Genomic DNA, 754 nt, shown 5'->3' on the forward strand with positions numbered 1-754 from the left:
CCCCCTACAATCATGCGGTTATTTCAAGAAGATATTTTGCGCCACGGGCGTATCGAAGTGATTTGCGGCTCCATGTTTTCGGGCAAGACCGAAGAACTCATCCGTCGTTTGCGCCGTGCCAAGATTGCACGCCAGCGGGTGGAAATTTACAAACCGGGCATGGATACACGTTATTCGCCGGAAGATGTGGTGTCACACGATGCCACGTCCGTATCTTCCACCCCTGTGGAAGCAGCGGCCAGTATTCTGCTGCTGGCTGACGAGGCTGAAGTGGTTGGCATTGACGAAGCACAATTTTTCGATGAGGGACTGGTGGACGTATGCAACGAGCTGGCCAACCGCGGCAAGCGTGTCATTGTGGCCGGTCTGGACATGGACTTCCAGGGAATACCCTTCGGCCCAATGCCCGGACTGTGTGCCATAGCCGAGGATGTCACAAAGGTACACGCAATATGTGTGCGTTGCGGAGCGTTGGCACATGTGTCACACCGGACTGTGGCCGACGGCCGGCGTGTACTGCTGGGCGAAAAGGAAGAGTACGAACCCCTTTGCCGCGACTGCTACAATAAAGCCAAAGGCGAGTGACTTGTGTGCTTCGGCTGTGTTTGGCCTCCTGTCATATCCGAGGGCGTAAGTGCGTCGTTTCTCTTTAAATAACCACAGAGTGAAACGCGACAGATACACCGTTAGACATTAACATTTTTAACTTTCTTATACATTTCAAAGACTCAAAAACAATCGCTGAGTATTGGAT

The 754-nt window shown here is 52.4% G+C and carries 1 protein-coding gene; it reads left to right on the forward strand.

What is annotated here, in order from left to right; all coding sequences use genetic code 11:
- The first annotated feature begins 12 nt into the window (after positions 1-12).
- Positions 13-585 (forward strand): thymidine kinase, encoded by a 573-nt coding sequence (locus C5S62_RS05895; RefSeq protein ID WP_104404474.1) that lies wholly within the window; start codon positions 13-15, stop codon positions 583-585.
- The last annotated feature ends 169 nt before the right edge of the window (positions 586-754 follow it).

Source organism: Prevotella sp. MGM2 (assembly GCF_002933955.1).
Lineage (GTDB): Bacteria > Bacteroidota > Bacteroidia > Bacteroidales > Bacteroidaceae > Alloprevotella.

Bases quoted from the DNA above. Each gene is read 5' to 3' on its own strand.
- C5S62_RS05895 (WP_104404474.1), top strand. From the start codon at position 13: ATGCGGTTATTTCAAGAAGATATTTTGCGCCACGGGCGTATCGAAGTG.